We start from the raw sequence: 19,021 nt of genomic DNA, 5'->3' as shown, positions 1-19,021 counted from the left end.
TTCCATAACTGAAACAGAAGGGAGAGGGAATAATGGAAATCGAGCGTATTAACGAAAATACCGTTAAGTTTTATATATCTTATGTTGATATAGAGGAAAGAGGCTTTGACCGCGAAGAAATTTGGTACAATCGTGAGCGAAGTGAAGAGTTATTCTGGGAAATGATGGATGAAGTTCACCAAGAGGAAGAATTCATGGCAGAAGGACCGCTCTGGATTCAAGTTCAAGCTTTAGATAAAGGTCTTGAAGTATTAGTTACCAAGGCGCAGCTTTCTAAGGATGGACAGCGGCTTGAACTGCCATTATCAGAAGAAAAGCTGAAGGATCTATCTGTTGATGACAAGATTGAGGATCTATTGGAAGAACATTTTCAATCTAAGGGAGACGGAGCCTCGGCAAGCAGCTATGAAGATGGCATTCTGGAATTTGTCATGGTTTTCAAGGATTTTGAGGATGTTATTTCCCTCAGCAAAAGCACTGGGCTTGAGGGTGTGAATACAAAGTTATTTGCTCTTGAAAACAAATATTATCTTTATGTAGAATTTCTTGAAGAAGAAGATGATGAAGAGGAAATTGATAACGTTCTTAGCATTCTTCTTGAATACGGCAGTGAATCAAACATGACCGTTCACCGTCTTGAGGAATATGGAAAAACTGTTATGGACCAGGATGTCTTCGAAACAGTTAAAAAGTACTTTTCCAAATAAGAGACCGATTTCTGTTGTAAGAAATCGGGCTTTTTTTTTCGATTTTTTATCTGAATTCCATGTATCATGAATTAGAGTCTAATTAAGGAAAAAAGCTATTTCTTCTGTGATAGATTTTAAAGATTATTTTAAATGGGTATATATTTGTAAGGGAATTTTTAGACTTTGGAACTGTAGGTGAGGCACGTGAGGAATACGGTTGGTATCGGTATCTTTTTAACGGCAATTTTTATTATATGGTATTTCTTTAATGATCATCTTGGCGGTAAATTTGTAAGCTACTTTAGTTTGGTTCTTACTCTTTCCTTAATTATTATCGGCTTTGTTATATTTCTTGAGAATAGACAGCCTGTTCATACATTGACCTGGCTTGTGGTTTTCGGTGCTTTTCCATTGCTTGGCTTTTTCTTTTACTTATTATTTGGGAGAAACTTCAAGAAAGAAAAAATGTATCGTAAGAAATTTTTTCTAGATAAGCAAGCTTTTCTAAAAATAGAAGGAGAAAGAGATGTAAGCGAGGAACGAATTAGCAGCATGGGTGAACATAGGCAGAAAATGTTCCGTCTGGCACAAAAGATTGGCAACAGCCCCATATCATTTGCCAGCTCAACAAAAGTCCTGACTAATGGGGATGAAACGTTTTCCTCCATTCTTGAAGAATTGGCAAAAGCGAATCATCACATTCACATGGAGTACTATATTGTTCGTGATGATGAGATAGGCCGGGAAATTAAAAACCTCTTAATTGCTAAAGCGCGAGCCGGCGTGAAGATCCGGTTTATGTACGATGCAGTGGGATCCTGGACTCTTCCACGGCAATATATTAAGGATATGCGTAATGAAGGTATTGAAATCGTTGCATTTGGACCGGTGAAGGTTCCATTTTTAAATAATAAATTCAACTTCAGGAATCACAGAAAGATTATCGTAATAGACGGAAGTGTTGGTTTTGTAGGCGGTCTAAATATCGGGGATGAGTATCTGGGCCGTGATAAAAACTTCGGCTTCTGGCGGGATACCCATTTAATGGTTAAGGGGGAAGCGGTCCGGTCTTTACAGCTTATTTTCTTGCAGGACTGGTATTATATGACGAATCACAGCTTCTTGACTGATGAATATCTTTCTTCCATGCCAATCGAGCACAAACATGGCGGAGTACAAATGATTTCCGGTGGTCCAGATAATGAATGGAGTGTCATTAAAGACGTCTTCTTCTCGATGATTTCTTCTGCTGAAGAATCCGTTTGGATTGCTTCACCATACTTCATCCCGGACGAGGATATATTTCAGGCCTTAAAGGTCGCAGCTCTTAGCGGTATAGATGTAAGGCTGCTGGTTCCGCAGAATCCGGATAAGTGGATCGTGTATCATGCATCAAGGTCCTACTTTCCAGATCTTCTGGAAGCAGGTGTCCGGGTATTTGCTTATAAAGAGGGATTCATGCACAGTAAAATCATAATTGTAGATAAAGAGTTTGCTTCTATTGGAACGTCCAATATGGACATGAGAAGTTTTCATTTGAACTTTGAAGTTAATGCGTTCCTTTATAAAACCGGAAGTACACAAAAATTGGTCCAGGACTTTATTCAGGATTTAACCCAGTCTAGAGAGCTTCACTTGGATACGTTTAATAAGCGCCATCTTGGACTCAGGTTATTGGAATCTACATGCCGGCTTTTATCACCCCTTTTATAACCTGCTTATGCAGGTTATTTTTTTTACAGGTCTCTGCCTTCCCAAAAATTTTGTGTTGATAAAAGATGGGCTTATCATGAGAATTCTTAAACAACAGGCGAAGCCGAGGAGCTCAGGCCCCGCCCAGCGGAAAGCGAGCATCCTCCCGTTCCAATCACCCCCCTTGTTCAATATCAACAAAGTTTGCAATAAGAGAATTTTATAGAAGGTTATTCAAATTCAATGACGAATTTCCTTATGAAAGGAGGTTTTTTATGCTGACAGTAAAAAAACAAGATGGTACTTACTTTTCTATTAAAGGGAGGCTTCAAGAAGGGGAGGTAATAAAAATAAAAAATAAGGGTCCATATTTCTGCCCATGCTGTGAACAGAATGTGATTCTAAAAGCAGGAAAGATCAAGATCCCGCATTTTGCGCATAGGGATATAGACTCCTGTTCGTCCTATGCAGAGCCGGAATCCGAATATCATTTGCAAGGGAAGCTGATTCTCTATCAATGGCTTGCTGATCAGGGATATAAGGTTTTCCTTGAGGCCTATTTAAAAGAAATCAATCAAAAAGCAGACTTATATTTTGAGGCGTGCAATAAAAAATATGTGATTGAATTTCAATGTTCTGTAATTCCACAGGACCTCTTCATTAAAAGAACGCTTGCCTATCAAAGAGCAGGAATACATCCTATATGGATATTAGGAAGCAGGCAGCTTCATCATAAAAGGGGAGAATCCTACAGGCTGTCCGGTTTTGAATGGTTATTTGCTTTTAATGAATCTCCCTACCCCTCGCTGCTTTCCTTTTGCCCGTCCACCAGTGTGATTCATAAGCTCCAGTCTATCATCCCCTTTTCAGCTCAGCTGGCGTTTGCTGATACAAAAAATCTCCATCTCAGCTCCGTGGCATTTCCTCAGCTTTTCGATAGCTCTTCAGCGATTACAAATTCCCAGCTATTTTCTTGGATGGAAAAGAAGAAGCACTGGCAATTATTCAGCCATAGATATGCAACGATTCACACGCCTTTATATAGAACGCTTTACTTGAATGGCCTCCATCCGGCGTCACTGCCCTTTATTATCGGAATACCTGTTCCTTTTGGACACTACGTTGAAACACCTGCCGTTGAATGGCAGACTTATATGTATCTTGATGTTTTAAAGCATATGAAAGTGGGGGATAGAATTAATGCTGATATCATAGAGAATGCCATGAGTAGAAGAATGAAGAAAGGGGAAATCCGCATAAGACCTCTTCCCCTTAACCCGCGTGATACAGCACTGAAGTTTCCAATCATCTCATTTTTGAACATATTGGCCGTAACGCAGTGGCTCGAACGTTTGGATGCCAAAGAGTTCAAGGTCATTCGGAGGCTTGTCCCCAATCATGGTGAGGAGAATATGGAAAAATCATACTTTGTTATGTTGAATGCATTATGCAGAATATAACGATATGCGTTCGTTTGGATCTTCAACATTTTTAAGGCAGGCTATGTTAAAGTTCATTGTTGATTTTAGGAACTATGTTGTTTCGAGAGTAAGGTGCGAAACTCCTGCGGGAAATGCGGCCAAGGGAAACCCACAGGTGTAGACGCCGAGGAGGCTCCCGGACCGGCCCGCGGAAAGCGAGTGCCTGCTAGCTGCAATCAACAGGCAGATTTGACAGAGTTTTAAGGAAAAAGAGGATTTTTTCAAGAAAAAGCGAATAATGTATAAGGTATGTACTTTTTCACAAGAAATTGGAGGGAATATTCTATGTCACAGGAGTCAGCAGTTAAATCTTTGCCAGCACGAAGTGAAATACCTGTTAATGATGCATGGAAGCTGGAAGATATCTTTGCAACAGATTCAGACTGGGAAAATGAATTCAAATCTCTAAAAGAAGAGATTAAAAAGGCTGATGCATATAAAGGCACACTTGGGGAAAGTGCTGATAAACTGTTTGCAGCGCTTCAATTCCAGGATGAAATCATGGAACGTCTTGGGAAACTCTATACATATTCACATATGCGCTATGATCAGGATACAACAAATGCTTACTATCAAGGATTTGATGACAGGGCTAAAAATTTGTATACGCAGGCAGCAAGCGCATTTTCATATGTGGTACCTGAATTGCTAAGTGTTGAAGAGAGTAAGATTGAACAGTTTTTAAATGAAAATAAGGAATTATCGTTATATAAGCATGCACTTGATGAAATTAACCTGCAGCGCCCGCATGTTCTCTCCGCAGAACAGGAGTCCCTTCTGGCTCAGGCTTCTGAAGTCATGTCTGCCTCTCAGAATACGTTTGGCATGCTGAATAATGCCGATCTTCAATTTCCTGCTATTAAGGATGAAGATGGAGAGGAAGTTGAAATTACACACGGGCGGTATATTCGATTTTTAGAAAGTGAAGATAGAAGAGTCAGGGAAGAAGCATTTAAAGCGGTATACAGCACATATGGCCAATTTAAGAATACGTTTGCTAGCACACTGGCCGGTACTGTGAAAAAGGATAATTTTAATGCTAAGATCCGGAATTATGATTCTGCGCGCCATGCTGCCTTAAGTGCAAATAACATTCCTGAAAGTGTGTACGACAACCTTGTCAGTACGGTAAATGACAATCTGCACCTTTTACATCGGTATGTTGATTTGCGCAAACGGGTATTGGGATTAGAGGATCTTCATATTTACGATCTTTACACACCCCTTGTTAAGGATGTAAAAATGAAAGTTTCCTATGAAGAGGCAAAGGATTATGTGTTAGAGGGACTTGCCCCGCTTGGTGAGGAATATACAGGCATTCTGAAAGAAGGCTTTGAAAACCGCTGGGTGGATGTTCATGAGAATAAAGGGAAGCGCAGTGGTGCTTATTCCTCAGGTGCATATGGAACCAATCCTTATATCCTGATGAACTGGCAGGATAATGTAAATAACTTATTTACCCTTGCCCATGAATTCGGCCATTCTGTACACAGCTACTACACTAGAAAGTCACAGCCATATCCATATGGAAACTATTCCATTTTTGTCGCGGAAGTAGCATCCACATGCAATGAAGCCTTGCTGAATGATTATATGCTGAAAACGGTTGACGATGAGAAAAAACGTATTTACCTTTTAAATCATTATCTAGAAGGTTTCCGCGGTACTGTATTCCGCCAGACTATGTTTGCGGAATATGAACATCTCATCCATCAAAAGGCCCAAGAAGGGGAAGCCTTAACTTCTGAGCTGCTCACAAAGGAATACTATGAACTTAATAAGAAGTACTTTGGTGAGAACATAACAATTGATGAAGAAAATGGCTTAGAATGGTCAAGGATTCCTCATTTCTACTACAATTATTATGTATACCAGTATGCAACTGGCTTTAGTGCTGCAACGGCACTCAGCAATGCGATTCTTCAGGAAGGGCAGCCAGCTGTTGAGCGATACCTAGAGTTCTTGAAATCCGGCAGCTCTGATTATCCAATTGAAGTACTTAAAAAGGCCGGAGTGGATATGAAAAAAGCAGATCCAATCCAGCAGGCATGCAAAGTATTTGAAGAAAAATTAAATGAGCTGGAAAGCTTATTGTCTTAAGGCTCTTGCGGTATAAAAGGACGGAAGGCACCATGCTTCCGTCTTTTTTCTATTGCAGAATAATAAAATGATTAAAAGCCTTTAAACCTTCTCTTGTCATTTAGAAAAGACAGGATTAAAAATAAAGTAAAGAAAAGTAAGGGAGAAGAAATATAAAAAGGAAACAGCCGCATAAAACTAAGGATCTGAAAGAAAAAAGAAATAAGCAATAAGCTGCCAATTAAAGAATAAATCATGATTTTCATTTTTGCACCTCTTATTTGTCCTTTATAAAAACCTATGAATAAAGAATTATTATTATACTAAATTTATGACAAACTTGTGAAATATCACACATACTCTTGCCAAGTAAGAGGAAATCCTATAATATAATGAGTGTGAAGTTAATCACATAGCAAACATATACCCCTTTGTTTGAAACCGTGAAAATTTCTCCCAACCCCTTTGTTCGTATAAATAGTAAAGTCCTTGCGATATTTCGCAAGGACTTTTTTTACATATTTTAATGGATCAGTCAATCAGTTTCCAAAAAGGACCTTTCTTAGCAGGGATCTTTTGAACAAACTGTTTGAGCACAAGTTTCTTCATTTCCCTTTCTACTTCCTGATGGGACAGTTCATATATCATGGATATTTCTGAAGAGGAGGCCAAGCCAAACATGCGCAGGAAGGTTTCTAGTGACGGCGGCTCAGCTGGTTCAGGAAGTCCGCCCAGCATTTCTTCTAATATGTGTTTATACACTTCATATGGATAATAGCCGGAAATCTTGATGCCTTCTTCTTCTATGTTCTGATTAAAGAAAACCAAGGTAGGCAGTTCCTGGACTTCCATTTCATTTGTGATTTTTAAATCACACTGAAACGCCTTAGCAGCACTAGACGAAGTAAAATCATTGATAAATTCTTCGGTATCTAATTGGGCGCCTTTTGCACATTCAAAAAGAATATCTAAATCCGAAACATTCATCTGTTCCAGGAAAAGCATTTCCTGAAGCTTGCGTAGAAAACGTGTGCCTGCTTTACGCCCCTGCAGTTCTGCGGCCTTCAGAGCAATGGAGGCATTATAGGGAGTGGAGACAGCCGAGTCCGAACTCTGGGTTTCTTCGGCAGTACTTCCATTAAGGCACCCTTTTTCTCTAAAAGGTGAATTCTTGACTTTATTTAAAGCAGCAAGACGAGCACCGAGGACACGCTTAAAGCTAATGTATCCGCCATATTCGATCTGAAGCTTCTTAAGGCTGGGTTCAAGTGACCAGCAATCAGCACAGAGCGGATCAATAAATATATATATTTCTATTGGCTTATTCCCGATGTTTTCACAATGCTGGGATTTTATCCAGTCGGTAACATTGAAATTGGGCTCTTGAGAGTTCAACTGTTATCTCCTTTCGCATCGTTATCAGGTGTATTAACCATATGCTGAGCTGTAAGAACGAGACGGTGATAGAAGAAGTCACGGATTTCTCCGGTCAATTCAATTTCATCCATTGCTTCCCTCATACAAAGCAGCCAGGCCTCAGCTCTTGCAGGTGTAATCTCAAAAGGCATATGGCGGGCTCTCAGCATAGGGTGTCCATGCTCGCTCGTATACAGCGGGGGGCCGCCTAGATATTGACTCATAAACTGCTTTTGTTTTCTGGCTGTTTCCGATAAGTCAGCCGGGAATACAGGCTTTAGTTCTGGGTGGTTACCGACTTTTGAATAAAATAAATCAATAAGCTTATCTAATTGTTCTTTACCAATAGTCTCATAAGGTGTCTTATTGCCTTCTATCATTCCCGTTGCTCCTTTAGGTCTGTTGTGTACACTTATTTTAACAATCCACTAGCAATATCTCAAACATATAGCACTACAACAGAAAAACTGTTGTAAAACAGAAAAGCGGAGAACGGTGCTTTTCCGGTAATCGTTTATTTGAGAACCATGAAAATCCTAAACGAGTTGAACAAAAATACAGGATGAAAAGCAGATACCTGAAAGGCATAAGACGAGCGGCAGCAGAAGGCCGGTCTTGCCTTTTGATGGCGATGGGTTTATGACTGAAGGTGTCAGTTCGCAGCTGGACAATGAGAAAGCGGAGAACGGTGCTTTTCCGGTAATCCATTATTAAAGAACCTTTTCCGGTAATCCATAATTAAAGAACCAAATGGTTGTGCCGGTTAAAGTAAGGTGTCCGCTAGTAAGCAGAGGAATGCTACGTGCGACGATAAGCATATCTATTTAAAGACAAATCATAAAGTCAGCAGGATAAGCATAATGGCGGTAGGATAAGCATAAAGGCCCCAAGATAAGCATAACGGACAAAACATAAGCATTTGTTTATGAGAGATCAGCATAAGCTTTGAAAACATAAGCATAAAACCTCAGAACATAAGCATAAACCTTCCGAACATAAGCATAAACCTTGCAAACATAAGCATAAATTCCAAAAAGGATACCATAAACCATTCAAATAGTAGTAAAATCAGTCGATTTGGTAAAAACCGCCATACATCACAATGATTGAAAACGGGTGAGTATAAAATTTCTTTAAAAAAGGTAGAGAAACGATAGATTTTGCTGCAAAAAATAATGATTTCAGCAAATTCTGCTCTGCACCTCCTGGAACATCACCCCAGTCACATTAAACATGAAATCTGATTCAGGACAGAGCATGAACATACTCACAATGCAAGGTCGAATAATAAGAACACATTCAACGGTCCCCCCCCCCCAGAATCAGGAGACATAAAAAAGCAAGAAGCAAGCTGCTTCAAATCAAGTGCAGACGACTCTCTACAATACTTGCCATAATAGGCAATGGTCAACCATCTTGCCAGTACGAAGCAAGGATATCAACAGAAAATACCCGCCTGTAGCGGCGGGTATTCTGTCTATGCTTTATAGTAATTCATTACTTTCGATACATATTTTTGAGTTTCTTCAAAAGGCGGGATTCCGTTATACTTATTCACATTGCCAGGACCGGCATTGTAGGCAGCGAGAGCAAGCTCTGTACTACCATTGAATTGATCAAGCATCTGGCGAAGGTATTTGCTTCCTCCCATGATATTTTCATAAGGATCCATCATATTGTTTACGCCTAGCTCCCGGGCTGTTCCAGGCATGAGCTGCATTAGTCCTGAGGCACCTGCCGGGCTTGAAGCCAGGTGGTTGAAGTTGGATTCCTGTTTAATAACAGCCTTAATGAGCTTTGATGGAATATTATATAAGCTTGAAGCCTTCTCAATAATGGAATCAAAATGGCCATTTGAAACTTTATTGGCAACAGGAGCCATCGCTGGCGGCAGAGAAGGAGAAAAGTGTAAGGGATTGCCGATATTGGTTTTTTCTTCAACCAACTGTATAATAGTTTCCAGTGTGCTTAACGTTTTGCCCAGAGGAGTACTAGCTTGTGATGAAGCACTGCTGTCTTCGTTTAAAATACTCCCTAAAATCTCCTGAAATAAACCCGCTGACGTGTCAGTACCTCTTTTTGACTGATTCCCTGACAATGATTGCAGGGACTGTATATGTAGCAAGGATTGCAAATCCTGAATCTTCAAAGGAAACTCCGCCTCCATTTATAAAAGCCTTATCGGTCAAATTTTGCTGAATAAAATCGTTTAACTTTATTTTCGGCGGATCTGATAGGAATGTTTAGCGTTTTTAGTAACTGGAAAAAATTGTTTTGCCCTTCGTCAAATTCACGAACTTCATATTCTAATTCGTAATCCTCTTTTCCTAAATACGTACTATGATCCAGAACTAATATTCCTCTTTCGTAGGGAACCTCTGCTCTTGACGTTTTAAGAGTTCCAAAATACTTCAGCTGGCACGGATCAATATGCAGTGCCTTGATGATTTGGTAGATAGCTTCACTGGGGATCATTCCGCCTTTTATAAGATCACAAGCCTGTTCCTCTGTTAATGGTTCGTGACTTTCCAGTAAACCGGTATCTGCCGGCTGTTTTAAGGTGAGGATATAGCTTCCATTTTTTTGACGTATTCTAAGAGCGCACCCATGATCTCTTAATTGAAAGGAAGGAGTATCAAAATAATGATTTTCCTGCAGCATAAAGTCTTGTTCCGAAATATGAAAATAGTTCAGGAGCTGCTCAAACTCCCCTTGTGTTAATAAATTTTTAAACTCTATTTCAAGTTCCTGGTTCATAATATTTCCTCCGGACATTCAAGTTAAGTTAGCCAACGTATATTATCCCCTTCATAATTCCAAACATCAATTCTTATGAAACAATTATAAGATATGGTAAAATAATACCGTCTGAACGCTCGTGTGTAACAAAGAAAAAAACGAAAAAGAATGGGTATAATGGCAGGTGGCGTATATGAAGCACTGGGACGAATTTTTAGCGCCGTACAAACAGGCGGTCGAGGAGTTAAAAGTAAAGCTGAAGGGTATGAGAAGCCAATTTGAACTGGAAAACTGCCACTCTCCAATTGAATTTGTGACGGGAAGGGTAAAACCTATTGCAAGTATTCTGGATAAAGCAAATCAAAAGAATATTCCGCTTGAAAAACTGGGCAGTGAGCTTCAGGATATTGCGGGGCTTAGAATGATGTGTCAATTTGTTGACGACATTAAGAAGGTCGTAGAGCTTTTAAGAAAAAGAAATGATTTTGAAATAGTGGAAGAACGAAATTATATATCCCATAAGAAAAAGAGCGGTTATAGATCGTATCATGTTGTAATCAAGTACCCCGTGCAAACCATCAATGGGGAAAGAAAGATATTGGCTGAAATTCAAATCAGGACTTTGGCTATGAATTTTTGGGCCACAATAGAGCGTTCTTTAAACTATAAATATAAAGGGCAGTTTCCTGAGGATATTAAAATGCGCCTGCAGCGGGCAGCAGAGGCCGCCTTTTGGCTCGATGAAGAAATGTCGTTAATCCGTTCAGAGATAAAAGAGGCACAAATAGAGTTCTCTCGGAAAACAGACAGCACGGACCAAGAATAATTCGATTACTTTGAAGGGTGGGAGTCCATGAAATATGCAATAACCTCAAAGGGTGATTCTAAGTCAAATGCGCTGATGCATAAGATGAGAACTTACCTTAATGACTTTGATCTACAATATGACGAAAATCAGCCGGATATGGTGATATCGGTCGGCGGGGACGGGACTTTGCTGTATGCTTTCCACCGGTACAAGAACCGGCTGGACAAAACAGCCTTTGTGGGCGTGCATACTGGCCATTTAGGGTTTTATGCTGACTGGACTCCGGACGAAGTGGAAAAACTGGTCATCGCGGTCGCTAAAACACCTTTTCAGGTTGTCGAATATCCTCTGCTTGAGGTCATTATCCGCTACCAGCATGCCGGAAAAGAATCAAGATACCTTGCTCTTAATGAATCAACGGTTAAATCAGTGGAAGGCACCCTTGTTATGGATGTGGAGATACGGGGGCAGCATTTTGAAACGTTCAGAGGGGATGGCTTATGTATATCCACTCCTACAGGAAGTACGGCCTACAACAAAGCATTGGGAGGAGCTATCCTGCATCCTTCTATACCGGCCATACAGCTTGCCGAGATGGCATCGATCAATAATCGGGTTTTCAGAACAGTCGGGTCTCCGCTCGTGCTTCCGGCACATCATACCTGTATGTTAAAGCCTGTAAATGATGTAGACTTCCAAATTACAGTCGACCATCTCACTCTTTTGCACAAAGATGTAAAATCCATTCAATTCAGAGTGGCGGCAGAGAAAATCCGCTTTGCCCGTTTCAGGCCATTTCCTTTCTGGAAGAGGGTAAAAGATTCATTTATTAGGGAGTAGGTATATGTGACAATGCCTGAAGAAAGAAAGACAGGAGCTCCTTTTCATTTGGAATGGACAGCTGAGGAGCGTGATCTCGGCAGGCTGCTGCGTGAGTTTCTGGCTGAACAGCATATCTCAAGAGCATCTTTGACTGATATAAAATATAACGGCGGCCGAATTCTGGTCGATGGTGAAGAAGTAACCGTCCGTTACATCTTGAAACCAAATGACAAGATTAAAGTGATCTTTCCGAAGGAACAGATAAGCACGGGCTTAATTAAAGAGAATCTGCCGCTGGATATTGTCTATGAAGATCATTATCTGATGGTAATCTCAAAGCCTCCTTTAGTCAATACAATCCCATCGAGAGACCGGCCAGCAGGCAGTATTGCCAATGCGATTGCCGGTTATTATGACAGAAACAATATCTCATCCACCATTCATATTGTAACAAGATTGGATCGTGATACTTCCGGTCTCATGCTCATAGCCAAGCATCGGCACGTGCATCACTTATTAAGTGAACAGCAGAAATCGGGGACTGTTAATAGATATTATGAAGCCATTGTTGAAGGAGTAATAGCTGAAGACCGCCGAATCATAGATGAGCCGATCGGCAGAAAAGAGACAAGCATTATTGAACGGGAAGTAAGAGAAGATGGAAAGCCAGCCCGTACCATCGTCGAGGTGAAGGAAAAGCTTCCTACAGCGACTCATGTATACCTTAAGCTCATGACAGGCAGGACTCATCAAATTAGAGTTCATATGTCGCATATCGGATATCCCCTGACAGGTGATGACCTCTATGGAGGCAGCCGGAGACATATAAAGCGGCAGGCCCTCCATTGCCGGAAACTATCATTTTATCATCCCTTTCTAAGGAAAGAGTTAACGTTTACCAAAGAAATGCCGCCGGATATGAGTAAGGCGTTGGATGAATTGAGTCGTATGGTTTAGGCTGCGGCCATTTAGATACGAGAGCGGCGAGTGCCTCAGGTGATTTTCGGATTCCATGCTGTACGGGGGATATGGGGCGGTCCATAATGGAGGTTGGGACTAGCCAGCCAGCAGGGACAGCGTTGAACCTGAATCAACAGGAGCAAATAGTAAAGATTAAAGGAAATTAACTGGAAACTAGCAGCCCCTTGTCAATTTAGAGCTTAATCATAGGCTATGTTAAAGGTCATTGTTGATTTTTGCTCGATGTTGATTGGAACGGTTATGCGTGACTCCTACGGGAAAAGACGGGTATTGTCTAGCTACGGACTGACACCTTCGGTCCTAAGCCAATCGCCATCAAAAGGCCAAAAGCGCCTTTCGCTGCCGCTCGTCTTATGTCTGTCAGGTGTCTGACTTTCCATATAATGTGGTATTTTAAAAGTTTGCTCATCACAGTTCTTTTTATAAAAATACCTAGAAAGTCACCGTCCTCCGCTTTTCTAATAAGGGAGACCCCACAGGCGTCAATGCCGAGGAGGCTCCCGGAACGCCCCTAAGGTCCGCGAGTGCCTGCTAGCTGCAATCAACAGCCATGTTTAACAGAGCTTAATCATAAAAGAGGCTGAATTTCGGAGGAAATCTGCAACTTTCAAGGCCATTTTAGTTTTCGCTCGATTATTTTGTTATGCGAAGCATGTATTTATCCGATACCTTATTTTTTATCTGCTCAACTATTTCTTTTTCTGGAGCCATTGCCGAATGGACAAACCCACAAACAAGCAGCGCCTCATAAGCGCTGCTTGTTTATTTTATATCCAAAGCCCGTCCAAACAAAAAAACAGACCATTTGAGCAACAGGTCTGCGGGTCTTTTCGTATTCAATTCATTGAAATCTTATAAAGCGGCGTTGAGCAGCTCTGCAGCTTGGTTCTTGGAGATGCCTTTAATGAATCGAAGTTCGCTGAGCAAATATTTGCGTGCTTTTTCAAGCATTTGTTTCTCGCTCGGGTTGAGTGCTTTTTCCCTGCTGACGAGCATCAAATCCCGGACTACTTCAGCGCCTTCCAGCAGTTCTCCTGTTCTCATTTTGTCCATGTTTGTTTTGTACCGCTGTTTCCAAGACAGGGAAGTGTCGCGTTCGCCATTCTTGAATATGTTTAATACTTCATCGAGGGCAGGTGATCCGGCTACAGAACGAATGCCTGAAGTAGAAATTTTACTTTCAGGAATCATCAACTGCATGTCATTAACAGGGAATGAGATGATGAAATATAGCTCCTTCTTGCCAAGAATCTCTTTTTCTTCTACCGCTTGAATAACACCTACACCTTGCATAGGATACACAATGTTATCTCCAACTTGAAACAAAGAGTCCACCTCCAATATGACTTCTTTGTTAATTATATCACAAATATAAAATATTGACAAATTTTATATAATATCATAGTCAAATAAGATTTGTCAATGAGAATCTATGTATTTTTTAGTGGATTCGACTAAAGGATTTGGCGGCTAATTTGCCCTAGTTTATATCCCGGAATTTCTCTGGCAGGCAGGGCATTGTGGAAGGAACAGAAAACAGCGTCTTTTCAGGATATCTTAGACAAGTGAGTTCTCCTCCGAAAACGGCGCCTGTATCGATATTGTAGGTGTTGTTAACGATCCGTGCCTGTTTTACTGGAGTATGGCCGTACACGATGAGAGCATCGCCTTGGTAATTTTTTGCCCAATCCCGTCTGACGGGTGTGCCGTCAGGGTTGGTTTGGCCAGTGATGTCTCCATATAGGACGAAAGTTTTCACTTTGGAATTTACTTTGCCGATTAAGTCCTGGCGTATACCGGCGTGGGCGATGATTAATTTACCGTCGTCAAGAACTTGGTACAAAGGGGCTTTTTCATAGAGCTCCCTGAATTTGCTGCTTATGCCTTGTTTTTCCGAAGGGGAGAGCCGCTCATATTCAGCTGCAGTTGTTTCAAGTCCATGAACGATTTTTACGTTATTGCCTTTAAAAAAACGATAAAGTTTATCACAGTGATTTCCGGGTACATAGTAAGCGTCATTGTGATTGACCACTAACTGCCAGACAACTTCGACTACCTTTAGTGATTGGGGCCCCCTATCCGTTAAATCACCAACAAAACCAAGTTTCCTTTGCTCAGGATGTGCTGGCAATCCATTATCCCATTGATAGCCAAGTTTACATGTAAGCCTGTAGAATTCATCGAAGCAGCCATGTATGTCTCCAATTATATCAATTTTCATATCGTAACCTCCCTGAGGTGACCAGCACCTTTTTTGTATAGCCGTGTGCTTAAAACTGTAAAGCTTCTTCCGTTTTTGCTATAAATATTATAATATCTTAGCGTAAGGCTTTTATCCTTGTGTAAAAAAAAGTACAGACTGACATTTTGGCATCCAGGCTGATCCAAATCATATCCCTAGGGTTCGCTTTCCCTTATCTGTTATGGTTAGTATACTTCTTAGTCCCGTTTGAAGTTTAAAAAATACCTCCTAATTTCGCCATAAATCAGGTTGAACATTAATATAGAAGCAAATGTTATATGAGAGGAGGTAAAGTGATGGCTGAACAGCATGAAAAGCTAGACAAGCAGATCAAAGAAAAAATGCTGATTGATGCACTGGAGAATGGAAAAATAGATTCTTTCCGTGATGAATTCATGGAAATGCATCCTTACGATCAGGCAAAGTTCTTTGGCCAGCTGGAAGAGGAGTTAAGGGCAAAGGTCTATCATTACCTGTCTCCTGAAGAGATGGCTGCTCTATTTGAAAATCTAAAATCAGAAGAAGAAGAATATGGTGATTTACTATCTGAAATGAATCCGGCATATGCCGCTGATATGCTTTCGGAGATGTATGCTGATGACGCGGTCGATGTTTTAAATGAGTTAGATAAAGAGCAGGTTGTCAGTTATTTAACGATCATGGATAAGGAAGCAGCGGCTGAGATTAAAGAGCTGCTTCACTACGAAGAATATACCGCAGGAAGTATCATGACTACGGAATACGTAGCCATCGCAGCCAATCAGACGGTTCGGTCAGCGATGTATATTTTAAAAAATGAAGCGCCTGAAGCCGAAATTATTTATTATTTATTTGTGGTAAATGACGAGAAAAAATTGGTGGGTGTCATTTCTTTAAGGGATCTGATTGTTGCTGATGATGATACAATGATTCACGAAATTATGAGCGAACGGGTTGTTTCGGTTTCGGTGAGTGAAGACCAGGAAGAAGTGGCACGGAAAATGAGGGATTATGACTTCCTGGCGATGCCGGTCATAGACTTTCAGAATCACCTGATGGGGATCATAACGATTGATGATATTGTGGATGTCATGCAGGAGGAGGCTTCAGAGGATTACTCCAAGCTTGCAGGTGTTCCTGATATGGATCATGGAGATAAAGGTGCTCTGTCTGCAGCGAAGAAAAGGCTGCCATGGCTTGTGATTTTGCTGTTTTTAGGAATGTTTACTGCAAGCCTGATCGGCCGTTTTGAAGAAACATTAAATCAAAAAGCCATATTGGCGGTTTTTATGCCCTTGATTGCTGGAATGGCTGGCAATACAGGCACACAGGCACTGGCAGTGGTTGTGCGGGGCATTGCGACAGGGGATTTGAAAACAGAGAGCAAATGGAAGCTGATTGCAAAAGAAGGAAGCACGGGACTGCTTATCGGTCTTAGCTGTGGTGTGCTTGTCACGCTTGTGGTGTATTTTTGGCAGGACGATTTTTATTTGGGGCTGTTGGTTGGGGCAGCCATTATTGCCACTCTTTTTGTCGCTACACTGGCAGGTTCTTTAATTCCGCTTTTAATGCATAAAATGAATATAGACCCCGCAGTGGCATCAGGCCCTTTTATAACGACTATTAACGATATTATCAGTGTTTTAATTTATTTTGGAATGGCAACCCTGTTCATAAGTTACTTAAAATGATCCGCAAGCTTTACCTTGCGGATTTTTTTACCTATAGCAGCTTTGGTAAGCTTGCTTGCCTGTTGTTGGTATGAGGGGCAATCGTTTTTTCGCGTGGGGTAGCGGGCCACATCTTACCGCCTGTGGGGTTCCTTTTCCCCTCTTATGTGGAGGAGTCCCAAGTATATTTCAAAGCATAGTGCCAAATCAACAATGAGCTCTAACCCAGCGTTGATGAATGGGCGATTAAGACTTTGAAAGCGAAAATGCTTTTTTCTTTGATAAAACTTGTATATAATAAAAATTAGGACTAGGTACTAATAACTTGTTATAAAATAGGAGGATATTTAATGGGCTTTTCTTTAGAAGGAAAAACATACGTAGTTATGGGCGTTGCAAATAAAAGAAGTATAGCCTGGGGGATTGCACGGTCACTGCATTCAGCGGGTGCTAAATTAATTTTTACATACGCAGGTGAAAGACTGGAAAAGAGTGTCCGTGATTTGGCGGCTACTCTTGAGGGAGAATCTCTTGTTCTGCCATGTGATGTAACCAGTGATGAAGACATCCGCAAGTGCTTCCAGGAAATAAAAGCGCAGACAGGCGTCATTCATGGTATTGCCCACTGTATTGCGTTCGCCAATAAAGAAGAGTTAACGGGCGAATATATGAATACCACGCGTGACGGTTTCTTGCTTGCCCAAAACATCAGCTCGTACTCCTTAACTGCCATCGCAAAAGAAGCAAAGGAGTTAATGGAAGAGGGCGGAAGCATTGTTACTCTCACCTATCTTGGGGGAGAGCGTGTTGTCAGCAACTACAATGTTATGGGCGTGGCAAAAGCTTCCCTGGATGCCAGCGTTAAATACCTGGCGAATGACCTTGGACCAAAAGGCATTCGTGTGAATTCTATCTCAGCAGGGCCGATCCGTACGCTGTCTGCAAAAGGTATCAGTGACTTCAATTCCGTTTTAAATGTCATTGAAGAGCATGCACCGCTTCGTAAGACAACCACTCCGGAAGAAGTCGGTGATACTGCTGTATTCTTGTTCAGCGGTATGGCCCGCGGCATAACTGGTGAAAATATTCATGTGGATTCAGGATATCATATATTAGCAAGATAATAGCATCTCCCTTCCGGCGGCAGACTCAGGTCTGCCGTTTTTTTGTCATGGGATAAGCCGGCCTTGAATAGGATGAAGGAAGAAGCATGCCCTTTTTGTGCAAATACAGGTAAGGAGGGAAGGTCATGACGGAAAAGAAAGATGTCCGAGAACAAAAACCTTTCATGTATATAGTTCAGCCAAAGCTGGCGCCGCCTAAAACTTCCGTTCAGTCTGAAATCAGAATAAAAAAGACACATCACGATGAAATCATTGAAGTGGAAGACATTCAAGGCCCCGTACAAACATTGCCAAATCCGCCGCTTGAACCTGCAGAATTCAAAGAAAGCCAGCAGCAGCTTCCGGCAGCAATTGAAATCGACTATGAAGATGAATCTGTCATAGAAGTGGTGCTGACTGAAGGCGTCCAGGAGAAAGAAGCAAAAGATATAGAAGAAATTAACGTGATCAGCATTAAAAAGGAAGTAGAAACCCAAGAGTTATTAGAGACTGAGGACCTTACCGAAGGGAATAAAGAACCTCAAAATGGACTTACTGAAGATCAGGATGAAGTAACATTCCGCATCGTCCACAGCAGCGATCCGCCCGAAAACAACAGTGATACCGAACAGAAAAAAGGGCCGCGTAAGAAAATTGCTAAGAAGTTCACGGATATGTCTACGGATGAGCTTCTTGAATATCTAATTAGAATCCCGCGGATTGTGCCAAAACCGTTTTGTGAAATAAAAATAGATGGCAGGATCATTAGAGGCCAGATTGAAAAGAAGAAGGGTGACACCATCTATATTAGGCCATCGTATGGCATTAATTTAATCGCAGCCACCAAAGAAGATATTGAATACATTACATTTTTAAATTTTTAACATCATGTGTGCGAAGAGTGTTTTCTATCGGAAATACTCTTTTTTCTTGCGGCAAATTCTTTTGGAGGGACTAGCACAGCTTATCCAGCTTTTTTGCAAAAAATAGGTGTTCTGTCCAAACACTTCAATGAAACAAGCCATATATATAGTATTAGAAAAAGGGAAGAAACTTCCGCTAAAGACAAGGGTCAGACAACTTTATGAACAGGCTTATCCATTTAAGCATGGCAGGTAATGAGCATCCGAATAACAGAACGACAAGGCTATTCTCTGGCTGGGTGCTAAGTGAACATTCATCCTTGCAATCCTGGTCATTAGATGATCCAAACACCCGGGGCTGCTATCCTCAGGTTAAGTGCTAAGTGAACATTACTCCTTGTAATCCTGGTCATTAGATGATCCAAACACCCGGGGCTGCTATCCTCAGGTTAAGTGC

The 19,021-nt window shown here is 41.2% G+C and carries 16 protein-coding genes; 10 read left to right on the top strand and 6 right to left on the bottom strand.

The window, feature by feature from the left end:
• The first annotated feature begins 32 nt into the window (after nt 1-32).
• From mecA to pepF, 4 genes are all read left to right on the top strand, one after another.
• Entirely contained in the window at nt 33-707 is a 675-nt protein-coding gene (gene mecA, locus CUU66_RS07835; protein WP_101641126.1) for an adaptor protein MecA, read from the top strand.
• 186 nt (nt 708-893) lie between these two features.
• Entirely contained in the window at nt 894-2,402 is a 1,509-nt protein-coding gene (gene cls / locus CUU66_RS07830; protein ID WP_101641125.1) for a cardiolipin synthase, read from the top strand.
• A gap of 254 nt (nt 2,403-2,656) precedes the next feature.
• Nucleotides 2,657-3,841, top strand: coding sequence for a competence protein CoiA (locus CUU66_RS07825; protein WP_101641124.1), 1,185 nt, complete (start codon nt 2,657-2,659; stop codon nt 3,839-3,841).
• 306 nt (nt 3,842-4,147) lie between these two features.
• Complete coding sequence (pepF, locus tag CUU66_RS07820) at nt 4,148-5,962, top strand: oligoendopeptidase F (protein WP_101641123.1); 1,815 nt, start codon at nt 4,148-4,150, stop codon at nt 5,960-5,962.
• A gap of 510 nt (nt 5,963-6,472) precedes the next feature.
• On the opposite strand, the gene CUU66_RS07815 is transcribed toward pepF, so the two are convergent.
• The 4 genes from CUU66_RS07815 to CUU66_RS07800 form a co-directional block, all read right to left on the bottom strand.
• Complete coding sequence (locus tag CUU66_RS07815; protein WP_101641122.1) at nt 6,473-7,336, bottom strand: ClpXP adapter SpxH family protein; 864 nt, start codon at nt 7,334-7,336, stop codon at nt 6,473-6,475.
• Nucleotides 7,333-7,737 carry a globin domain-containing protein gene (locus tag CUU66_RS07810; RefSeq protein ID WP_101641121.1) on the bottom strand — a complete coding sequence of 135 codons (405 nt, stop codon included), beginning with the start codon at nt 7,735-7,737 and terminating at the stop codon, nt 7,333-7,335. Before CUU66_RS07810 ends, CUU66_RS07815 begins: the two co-directional genes overlap by 4 nt.
• Nucleotides 7,738-8,834: 1,097 nt before the next feature.
• Nucleotides 8,835-9,506, bottom strand: coding sequence for a lytic transglycosylase domain-containing protein (locus tag CUU66_RS07805; protein ID WP_101641120.1), 672 nt, complete (start codon nt 9,504-9,506; stop codon nt 8,835-8,837).
• 29 nt (nt 9,507-9,535) lie between these two features.
• Entirely contained in the window at nt 9,536-10,114 is a 579-nt protein-coding gene (locus CUU66_RS07800) for a CYTH domain-containing protein (protein WP_101641119.1), read from the bottom strand.
• Between the two features lie 175 nt (nt 10,115-10,289).
• On the opposite strand from CUU66_RS07800, the gene CUU66_RS07795 reads away from it, so the two are divergent.
• From CUU66_RS07795 to CUU66_RS07785, 3 genes are read left to right on the top strand one after another with little or no spacing between them, the layout of a single operon-like run.
• Complete coding sequence (locus CUU66_RS07795) at nt 10,290-10,922, top strand: GTP pyrophosphokinase (RefSeq protein ID WP_101641118.1); 633 nt, start codon at nt 10,290-10,292, stop codon at nt 10,920-10,922.
• 27 nt (nt 10,923-10,949) lie between these two features.
• Nucleotides 10,950-11,744, top strand: coding sequence for an NAD kinase (locus CUU66_RS07790; RefSeq protein WP_101641117.1), 795 nt, complete (start codon nt 10,950-10,952; stop codon nt 11,742-11,744).
• A 12-nt stretch (nt 11,745-11,756) separates the two neighbouring features.
• Complete coding sequence (locus CUU66_RS07785; RefSeq protein ID WP_101641182.1) at nt 11,757-12,683, top strand: RluA family pseudouridine synthase; 927 nt, start codon at nt 11,757-11,759, stop codon at nt 12,681-12,683.
• An 876-nt stretch (nt 12,684-13,559) separates the two neighbouring features.
• On the opposite strand, the gene CUU66_RS07780 is transcribed toward CUU66_RS07785, so the two are convergent.
• Both CUU66_RS07780 and prpE read right to left on the bottom strand, forming a co-directional pair.
• Nucleotides 13,560-14,048, bottom strand: a complete 489-nt coding sequence (locus CUU66_RS07780) for a CarD family transcriptional regulator (protein ID WP_101641116.1) — start codon at nt 14,046-14,048, stop codon at nt 13,560-13,562.
• A 139-nt stretch (nt 14,049-14,187) separates the two neighbouring features.
• The gene (gene prpE / locus CUU66_RS07775) at nt 14,188-14,928 is read right to left on the bottom strand and encodes a bis(5'-nucleosyl)-tetraphosphatase PrpE (RefSeq protein ID WP_101641115.1); all 741 of its coding nucleotides are present in this window, start codon (nt 14,926-14,928) and stop codon (nt 14,188-14,190) included.
• Nucleotides 14,929-15,245: 317 nt separating this feature from the next.
• On the opposite strand from prpE, the gene mgtE reads away from it, so the two are divergent.
• The 3 genes from mgtE to CUU66_RS07760 all read left to right on the top strand — a co-directional run bounded on the left by mgtE (nt 15,246) and on the right by CUU66_RS07760 (nt 18,585).
• On the top strand, nt 15,246-16,619 hold the full coding sequence (mgtE, locus tag CUU66_RS07770) for a magnesium transporter (RefSeq protein ID WP_101641114.1): 1,374 nt from the start codon (nt 15,246-15,248) through the stop codon (nt 16,617-16,619).
• Nucleotides 16,620-16,948: 329 nt separating this feature from the next.
• On the top strand, nt 16,949-17,722 hold the full coding sequence (gene fabI, locus CUU66_RS07765) for an enoyl-ACP reductase FabI (RefSeq protein WP_101641113.1): 774 nt from the start codon (nt 16,949-16,951) through the stop codon (nt 17,720-17,722).
• 125 nt (nt 17,723-17,847) lie between these two features.
• A complete protein-coding gene (locus tag CUU66_RS07760; protein ID WP_101641112.1) occupies nt 17,848-18,585 on the top strand; it encodes a CotO family spore coat protein in 738 nt (245 codons plus the stop codon).
• The last annotated feature ends 436 nt before the right edge of the window (nt 18,586-19,021 follow it).

Source organism: Peribacillus deserti (assembly GCF_002863585.1).
In the GTDB taxonomy this organism is placed as follows: Bacteria; Bacillota; Bacilli; order Bacillales; family DSM-1321; genus Paraperibacillus; species Paraperibacillus deserti_A.
Note: the sequence above shows the minus strand (reverse complement) of the source record. Positions and strands in the feature narration are given on the sequence as shown.

Bases quoted from the DNA above. Each gene is read 5' to 3' on its own strand.
- mecA (WP_101641126.1), top strand. From the start codon at position 33: ATGGAAATCGAGCGTATTAACGAAAATACCGTTAAGTTTTATATATCT.
- CUU66_RS07825 (WP_101641124.1), top strand. From the start codon at position 2,657: ATGCTGACAGTAAAAAAACAAGATGGTACTTACTTTTCTATTAAAGGG.
- pepF (WP_101641123.1), top strand. From the start codon at position 4,148: ATGTCACAGGAGTCAGCAGTTAAATCTTTGCCAGCACGAAGTGAAATA.
- CUU66_RS07810 (WP_101641121.1), bottom strand. From the start codon at position 7,737: ATGATAGAAGGCAATAAGACACCTTATGAGACTATTGGTAAAGAACAA.
- CUU66_RS07800 (WP_101641119.1), bottom strand. From the start codon at position 10,114: ATGAACCAGGAACTTGAAATAGAGTTTAAAAATTTATTAACACAAGGG.
- CUU66_RS07795 (WP_101641118.1), top strand. From the start codon at position 10,290: ATGAAGCACTGGGACGAATTTTTAGCGCCGTACAAACAGGCGGTCGAG.
- CUU66_RS07790 (WP_101641117.1), top strand. From the start codon at position 10,950: ATGAAATATGCAATAACCTCAAAGGGTGATTCTAAGTCAAATGCGCTG.
- CUU66_RS07785 (WP_101641182.1), top strand. From the start codon at position 11,757: ATGCCTGAAGAAAGAAAGACAGGAGCTCCTTTTCATTTGGAATGGACA.
- prpE (WP_101641115.1), bottom strand. From the start codon at position 14,928: ATGAAAATTGATATAATTGGAGACATACATGGCTGCTTCGATGAATTC.
- mgtE (WP_101641114.1), top strand. From the start codon at position 15,246: ATGGCTGAACAGCATGAAAAGCTAGACAAGCAGATCAAAGAAAAAATG.
- fabI (WP_101641113.1), top strand. From the start codon at position 16,949: ATGGGCTTTTCTTTAGAAGGAAAAACATACGTAGTTATGGGCGTTGCA.
- CUU66_RS07760 (WP_101641112.1), top strand. From the start codon at position 17,848: ATGACGGAAAAGAAAGATGTCCGAGAACAAAAACCTTTCATGTATATA.